At 55.7% G+C, this 7759-nt stretch carries 6 protein-coding genes; 1 reads left to right on the forward strand and 5 read right to left on the reverse strand.

Annotated elements, in window-relative coordinates; genetic code table 11:
- The 3 genes from QZ197_RS12575 to sucC all read right to left on the reverse strand — a co-directional run.
- Positions 1-2024, reverse strand: a 2024-nt coding sequence (locus tag QZ197_RS12575) for a 2-oxoglutarate dehydrogenase E1 component (RefSeq protein ID WP_296432361.1), incomplete at its 3' end; no start/stop codon positions are given.
- 99 nt (positions 2025-2123) lie between these two features.
- Positions 2124-3008, reverse strand: coding sequence for a succinate--CoA ligase subunit alpha (gene sucD / locus QZ197_RS12580; RefSeq protein WP_296432362.1), 885 nt, complete (start codon positions 3006-3008; stop codon positions 2124-2126).
- An 84-nt stretch (positions 3009-3092) separates the two neighbouring features.
- Positions 3093-4286 (reverse strand): ADP-forming succinate--CoA ligase subunit beta, encoded by a 1194-nt coding sequence (sucC, locus tag QZ197_RS12585; protein WP_296432363.1) that lies wholly within the window; start codon positions 4284-4286, stop codon positions 3093-3095.
- A 201-nt stretch (positions 4287-4487) separates the two neighbouring features.
- Between sucC and QZ197_RS12590 the strand changes: the two genes are divergently transcribed.
- Positions 4488-5498, forward strand: a complete 1011-nt coding sequence (locus tag QZ197_RS12590; RefSeq protein WP_296432364.1) for a glycosyltransferase family 2 protein — start codon at positions 4488-4490, stop codon at positions 5496-5498.
- Between the two features lie 12 nt (positions 5499-5510).
- Here QZ197_RS12590 and QZ197_RS12595 read toward each other — a convergent pair whose 3' ends face one another.
- Together QZ197_RS12595 and mdh are read right to left on the reverse strand one after the other, a co-directional pair.
- Positions 5511-6710, reverse strand: coding sequence for a hypothetical protein (locus tag QZ197_RS12595; RefSeq protein ID WP_296432365.1), 1200 nt, complete (start codon positions 6708-6710; stop codon positions 5511-5513).
- Positions 6711-6797: 87 nt separating this feature from the next.
- Positions 6798-7759 (reverse strand): malate dehydrogenase (gene mdh, locus QZ197_RS12600; RefSeq protein ID WP_296432366.1); only part of this gene is annotated, 962 nt, incomplete at its 5' end.

Genomic DNA, 7759 nt, shown 5'->3' on the forward strand with positions numbered 1-7759 from the left:
CGATCTTCGTTGTCTTGATTGATCAAACCCGAATGGCGGTGGCTGAATGTGCCGCGTGTCACGTCTTGGCCGGACAAGCGCACAGGGTAGCCTTCGGTCAAAAGCGATCCAAAGGCCAAAGCTTCGCCAGTGGCCCAGTCGATGCCTTCACCTGTTTCAAACATCTTGGATTTGCTATCAAGCAAACGGCCGATTGTTTTATGCAGCGGGAAGTTCTTTGGCGCTGTAGAGAGCGCTTCGCCAATCGCATTGAACGTCGCATCCTCAATCGCGGTGACGCCACGCTGATAGTCTGCGTCTTGACGGTCGAGATGTGACCACTTGCCATCAAGCCAATCGGCTTTGTTGGGTTTGTAGTTTTTACCCGCCTCGAACTCCTCGTTCAGGTATGCCTGAAACGCGGCTTTCATGTCTTCGATTTCGCCTTCGGGGATCAGCCCGTCGCGCACTAGTCGATCCGTATAAAGCGTCAGCGTCGTCTTTTGCTTTTTGATCTTTTTGTACATCACCGGGTTGGTGAACATCGGCTCGTCGCCTTCGTTGTGACCAAAGCGGCGGTAGCAGATAATATCCAGAACGACGTCCTTGTGGAACTTCTGACGGAATTCGGTGGCCACACGGGCAGCATGCACAACTGCTTCTGGGTCGTCGCCGTTGACGTGGAAAATCGGTGCCTCGACCATCAGCGCGATGTCGGTGGGGTAGGGGCTGGAGCGGCTAAAGTGCGGCGCTGTCGTAAAGCCGATCTGGTTGTTCACGACGATATGCATCGTGCCGCCGGTTTTGTGACCTTTCAGGCCGGACAGGCCGAAGCCTTCTGCAACGACACCTTGGCCCGCGAATGCCGCATCGCCATGCAGCAAAACGCCCATGACGCGTTTGCGATCAATGTCGCTTTTTTGATCTTGCTTGGCGCGGACTTTGCCGATGACCACAGGGTTCACGGCCTCTAGGTGGGACGGGTTCGCTGTTAGCGACAAATGCACCGAGTTGTCATCGAATGCGCGGTCAGATGACGCGCCAAGGTGGTATTTCACATCACCTGATCCGTCGACATCTTCGGGCTTGAACGATCCGCCTTGGAATTCATTAAAGATCGCGCGGTAGGGTTTCTTCATCACGTTTGCGAGCACGGACAAACGTCCACGGTGTGGCATGCCAATGATGATTTCGTCGATGCCCAACTGGCCACCGCGTTTGATAATCTGCTCCATTGCAGGGATCAGGCTTTCGCCACCATCAAGGCCGAAACGCTTGGTGCCCATGTATTTGACATGCAGGAATTTTTCAAAACCTTCGGCCTCGACAAGGCTGTTCAGGATCGCCTTGCGGCCGTTTTTGGTGAATGCGATTTCTTTGCCGTAGCCTTCGATGCGTTCTTTCAGCCAGCCCGCTTCTTCGGGGTTGGAGATGTGCATGTATTGCAGTGCGAATGTGCCGCAATAAGTACGCTGCACGATCGCCATAATCTCGGCCATAGTGGCCACTTCGAGGCCAAGAACCTTGTCGATAAAGATCGGACGATCCATATCAGCGGCGGCAAAGCCATAAGATGCAGGATCTAGTTCCGGATGCAGCTTGGTTTCACGCATGCCCAACGGGTCAAGATCGGCGATCAGGTGGCCGCGAATACGGTAAGCGCGGATGATCATCAGCGCGCGGATGCTGTCCAGAACGGCAGAGCGGACTTGCGCCTCGTCCAGTGCGACACCCTTTTCAGCGGCTTTTTCTTTGATCTTTTTGCCTGCGGCCTCTGGCTCTGTTGGCCATTGACCATCAAGGGCGGCGGTCAGATCATCTGCGGGCGCTGGCGGCCAATCGGCGCGCGCCCAACTTGGGCCTGCTGCCTCTGCTTTGGCGTCTGCAGGGGCGTCACCCAAAGACCTGAAGAACGCTTGCCACGACTCGTCCACCGCGCCGGGATTATCGGCGTAGCGGGCATAAAGCTGCTCTACGTATTCCGCGTTATGCCCTTGCAGGAAAGAAGAAGCATGGAGTGCGTCGTTAGGGGATTGGTCGTTCATGAGGGGACCTCAATGCATTGCCGATGTTAAAATCCCGGACCACGCCCGAGACGCCTATTCGTGTGGTGGATAGGTCGGGGAAAACCCCGACCCACGTTGTTATTTACCGATCGCTTCCAGCACGGCTTCGCCCAGTGTCGCGGGGCTGTCGGCCACGATGATCCCTGCGGATTTCATCGCCTCGATCTTGCTTTCTGCGTCGCCTTTGCCGCCAGCAACAATCGCGCCGGCGTGACCCATGCGGCGACCCGGAGGTGCCGTGCGGCCTGCAATGAAACCTGCTGTTGGCTTCCAACGGCCTTTTTTCTTTTGGGCGGTCAGGAATTCAGCGGCTTCTTCTTCGGCAGAACCACCGATTTCGCCGATCATGATCATGGAATGTGTTTCGTCGTCATCCAAGAACATGTTGAGGATGTCGATGTGTTCGGTCCCTTTGATGGGGTCGCCACCAATACCGACGGCTGTGGATTGGCCAAGACCGCTGTCAGATGTTTGCTTGACGGCCTCATAAGTCAATGTACCGGAACGCGACACAACACCGACCGACCCGCGACGGTGGATGTGGCCGGGCATGATGCCGATCTTGCACGCATCTGGCGTGATCACGCCGGGGCAGTTTGGCCCGATCAGGCGGGATTTGGACCCTTCGAGCGCGCGCTTGACGCGCATCATGTCCAGCACAGGGATGCCTTCGGTGATGCAGATGATCAGTTCCATTTCGGCGTCGATTGCCTCGAGGATTGAATCGGCTGCGAAGGGCGGCGGCACATAGATTACCGAGGCGTTTGCTTCGGTCACATGCTTGGCCTCGTGGACAGAGTTAAAGATCGGCAGGTCCAGATGGGTCTGACCACCTTTGCCGGGTGTCACGCCGCCAACCATTTTGGTGCCATAAGCAATCGCTTGCTCAGAGTGGAATGTACCCTGCGAGCCAGTCAGGCCTTGGCAGATAACTTTGGTGTTTTCGTTTACGAGAATGGCCATTTGGGCCTCCTTGAGAAATCTTGCTGTAGGGCGGGGTTCTCCCCGCCGATGAAAAGCACGGCGGGGAGAACCCCGCCCTACGGGTTATCCTTTGACCGCTTTCACGATCTTCTCTGCGCCATCTTTCAAATCGTCGGCTGCGATAACATCCAGACCTGAATTATTGATGATCGCTTTGCCCTCTTCGACGTTCGTACCTTCTAGGCGCACGACGAGTGGGACCTTAAGGCCCACTTCTTTCACTGCAGCGACGACGCCTTCGGCGATTACGTCGCAACGCATGATGCCGCCAAAGATGTTGACCAAGATGCCTTTGACCTGTGGGTCGGACGTGATGATCTTGAACGCTTCGGTAACTTTTTCTTTGGTCGCGCCACCGCCCACATCAAGGAAGTTGGCAGGCTCTGCGCCATAAAGTTTGATGATGTCCATCGTGGCCATCGCAAGCCCAGCGCCGTTGACCATGCAACCAATTTCGCCATCAAGGGCGATGTAGTTCAGGTCGAACTTGGATGCGGCCAGTTCTTTGGGGTCTTCTTCGGTCTCGTCACGCAGGGCGGCGATGTCGGCGTGGCGGTAGATCGCGTTGCCGTCGAATGCGACCTTTGCGTCAAGCACCTTCAGATCGCCCTTATCAGTGACGATCAGCGGGTTGATCTCGAGCATCTCCATGTCTTTTTCGACGAATGCTTTGTAAAGCAGTCCCATCAGCGCAACGCACTGTTTGACTTGCGCACCCTTAAGGCCAAGCGCGAATGCAACACGGCGCCCGTGGAATGGCTGATAACCGGTTGCGGGGTCAACGGTGAAGTTCACGATCTTTTCGGGGGTCGATGCGGCGACTTCTTCGATGTCCATGCCGCCTTCGGTAGAACAGACAAATCCGATGCTGCTGGTTTGACGATCAACGAGCAATGCAAGGTAGAGCTCGGTTTCAATGCCCGCGCCGTCTTCGATGTAGATGCGGTTGACGACTTTACCCGCTGGGCCTGTTTGGTGTGTGACCAATGTGCGGCCCAGCATCTTTTTGGCTTCTTGGGCGGCTTCTTCGACGGATTTGGCAAGGCGCACGCCGCCTGCTTCACCTGCGTCGGCCTCTTTGAATTTTCCCTTGCCGCGTCCGCCAGCGTGGATTTGCGCTTTGACGACCCAGAGCGGTCCATCAAGTTCGCCAGCGGCAGTTTTTGCATCTTCAGAGCGCATCACAGGACGTCCGTCCGAGACGGGCGCGCCATAGCTGCGCAAGAGGGCTTTGGCCTGATATTCGTGAATGTTCATAAGACAATTCCAATTTCGCTTCGGTTGCCCCGACTTAAACATAGAAAAATAGCAGTTTCTAAGGGAAAAATGCCATATTCATCAAAAATCGAACATTTGTGATCACAGAATTTTTTAGTGTGATCACAAATGTTGTCTGTGTTGATTTTCGACAACTTTATTCAGTTTTAAAAGATTCGCGCCGATGTTAGCAAAGTAACCATGGCGATATCCGAACCAACTTGGGCTGTTGTTGCGACTGTGGATGAAAGTCCAGCGGTCGTGCAGGCCTTTGTTGCTTGGCATCTTTCGCTTGGGGCCGGGCATGTATTTTTGTATTGTGACCGTCCGGATGATGCCGTTCAAGACGCTGTCGCGCACCTGTCACAGGTCACTGTTGTGGCGTGTGACGACGCGCATTGGTTACGTATCTGCAAATCCCGTCCGGATCGTCATCAAATCAGGCAAGTGCGCAACGCCCGAGATGCATACGCCCGCACAGATATGGATTGGCTGGTACATATTGATGCGGATGAATTCCTGTGGTCGCAGGTTCCGATTGCGCAGCATTTATCTGCAGTATCCGATGCCGCTGACTGCCTCGTCATTCCCGTCGCCGAACGCGTGCATTTGGCGGGGGCTAGAAATCAATCGATTTTTGAGGGGGCCTTTCGCCGCCCTTATGTGTCGTCCACCCCCAAGGGTCGCGCCGTGTTTGGGCCGGACTATTCAATGACCTATCGTGGGTTGAACGGACATGCCCAAGGCAAGGTGTTTGTCCGGACAGGTCGCCCGCTGCGGCTGTCCATCCATCGCGCGCAATCGCAAGGTGGGGAAGATGAAGTGGCAAGCGTGCGGGCAGATTGTGACCAGCTTGAGTTGCTGCATTTTGATGGGCTAACGCCGTTGCAATGGACCTTTAAGCTGGCCCGCATGGCGCATGCTTTGGTCACAAAAGGTGGCATGCGGCCTTCGCCACATCGTCGCAAACAGGCGAATGCGCTGCTTGCCAATCCAGATAAGGCTTTTGAAATCTATCACAGGCTAAAAACTGCGGATGAAGCCCAGCAGGCTTTGTTGCAACGCCATGATTTGTGGACCGCACCCGCATTTGAACCCGTGCCCGCATTGCGGGAATGGTTTCCAGATCAAGCCATTGATCTTGCGCCTGATGCGATCGACGACTGGCTACGCAGACACAAGCAACACGTCCTCGCGTTTCTGACCGAGTGACCGCAAGCGCGCCTAGTTCAGCACGATCATATAGAGTGCGGCATCGCCACCCAGCATCCGAGAAAAAGCCGTCAGGCTTTGGCCTGACATGCGCGGACCGACTTGGGCGAACGGCAAAATGGCTTCGCCCTGAAAAATTGAAATGAAGTCGATCTTTGGTGGGTTTTGCATCGCCATTGCCAGATTGATGCCAGCCCCGTCACCAAGTCGCCAGTGGGGGATCAGCAGGTCGCCGTTCAGCACAGCCTCTGCCTCGGCCAGAACATCACGCCATCGTGCGCCGATGTCTGCGGGGAATTCCAGTGGCAGCGCGCTTGACTGGCGCGGGTTTGGGATCCACTCGAGCTTGTTATCCGTTTCTGTTGCTACGCGCGTCCAAAAGGAACGGTTGTCCGCGATCATCCCAAGGAAATGCGCGTGTGCGGCCTGTGACCGCGTGGCGTCTGGTTGTCCTTCGATAGTGTGAATAAACATTGCCGCAACGTCGATCCACATTCCGTCATCTTGGGTAAAGAATAACGGTTTGGGACCAGGGCTGATTGCTTTGATCGCCGCCGTACTTTCAGTGACGCGTGCTATCGCAGATGTCGGATCTAGCGCGAGAACCGTTTCGCCGACGCCTGACAGCAAATGCGCATAGGCCGAAAGCCATGCCGCGTCAGCGGTATCAAAGCGGATTGTCGGGCCTTTGACGTCGCCCACCAAACCTTGATTGAGCTGCGCCCCCGCGCTTTCCAGCATGCCTTCGCCGGGGTCGCGGGTGCCGTTTGCATTGATGTCGAACCAAAGGTCGCCAGTGTTGATTGTAACGGCAACGGCGTCACTGTCGGTGATTGTGTCCAGCGCATCTAGGCTGTTTTGCAGATCAACGAGAGCGGCTTCGTACGTTTCCGCGATCAGTTCGGGACGAAACGGAACAGCATCTGGATTGGGTGGAAGGGGCAGACGCAGGAACGGCAGGCCGCTCATTTCCGCCATCTCGCGGTTGATTTGGGTCGCGTAAAGCGCTTGCAGCGCGCCTTCGACTGCGCCCAAAAAGCGCACGCCGCCAAGGGCAAACATATCGGAGGGGGTTTTGTCGGGCAGGGCTGACAGGGCGCTTTCGGTCTGGGTAAGGCCCGTATCGCGGATCATTTGCGAGTAATTTGTTTGTGCGGACGCAGCCGATGTAAGTCCGAGGGTCGCGGCGGCAAAGAAGATGGGTAAGCGCATAAAACTACCTTTGATCTGTGAGGCGACAAAGAAAAAAGGCGCCAGAACGGCGCCCTTTCGTCTATCGATTATGCAAGAACCAGTGCTTTATACAAGGCTATCGTCGATGCCCTTACAAGCTGCGACAAGTCCTTTGACGGCATCGACAGATTTATCGAACATTGCTTGCTCTTCTTTGTTCATCTTGATTTCGACAACGCGCTCGACGCCGCCAGCACCGATGACGGTTGGCACGCCGACGTAGAAACCATCAAGCCCGTAAGCGCCGTCAACGTAGGCTGCACATGGCAGAACGCGCTTCTGATCTTTGAGGTAGGCTTCGGCCATTTCAATCGCGGATGTTGCAGGTGCGTAGAACGCGGAGCCTGTTTTCAATAGGCCAACAATCTCTGCGCCGCCATCACGGGTGCGCTGTACGATCGCGTCCAGTTTTTCTTGTGTTGTCCAACCCATGTCGACCAGATCAGGCAACGGAATGCCTGCAACGGTGGAATAGCGTGTCAATGGGACCATCGTGTCGCCGTGCCCGCCCAGAACGAATGCTGTGACGTCACGCATGGAAACTTTGAATTCATCCGCAAGGAAGTGACGGAAGCGTGCGCTGTCCAGAACACCGGCCATGCCGCAAACTTTTTCAGTAGGCATGCCAGAGAATTCGCGCAGTGCCCAAACCATCGCATCAAGCGGGTTTGTGATGCAGATAACGAACGCATTTGGCGCATGTGCCGCGATGCCTTCGCCGACGGATTTCATAACCTTGAGGTTGATGCCCAGCAGGTCATCACGGCTCATGCCTGGCTTGCGGGCCACGCCAGCGGTCACGATGCAAACATCTGCGCCTGCGATATCAGCGTAATCGTTGGTGCCTTTAAAGCTGCCGTCGAATTTCGCAGCAGGGCCGGATTCGGCGATATCAAGCGCCTTACCTTGTGGAACGCCGTCCGCAATATCGAACAACACAACATCGCCGAGTTCTTTGACAGCTGCGAGGTGAGCAAGCGTGCCGCCGATTTGTCCGGCGCCGATAAGGGCAATCTTAGGTCTGGCCA

It is taken from the genome of Yoonia sp. (genome assembly GCF_017854415.1).
Lineage (GTDB): Bacteria > Pseudomonadota > Alphaproteobacteria > Rhodobacterales > Rhodobacteraceae > Yoonia.

Coding starts and splice junctions, on each gene's coding strand:
- sucD (WP_296432362.1), bottom strand. CDS start 3,008: ATGGCCATTCTCGTAAACGAAAACACCAAAGTTATCTGCCAAGGCCTG.
- sucC (WP_296432363.1), bottom strand. CDS start 4,286: ATGAACATTCACGAATATCAGGCCAAAGCCCTCTTGCGCAGCTATGGC.
- QZ197_RS12590 (WP_296432364.1), top strand. CDS start 4,488: ATGGCGATATCCGAACCAACTTGGGCTGTTGTTGCGACTGTGGATGAA.
- QZ197_RS12595 (WP_296432365.1), bottom strand. CDS start 6,710: ATGCGCTTACCCATCTTCTTTGCCGCCGCGACCCTCGGACTTACATCG.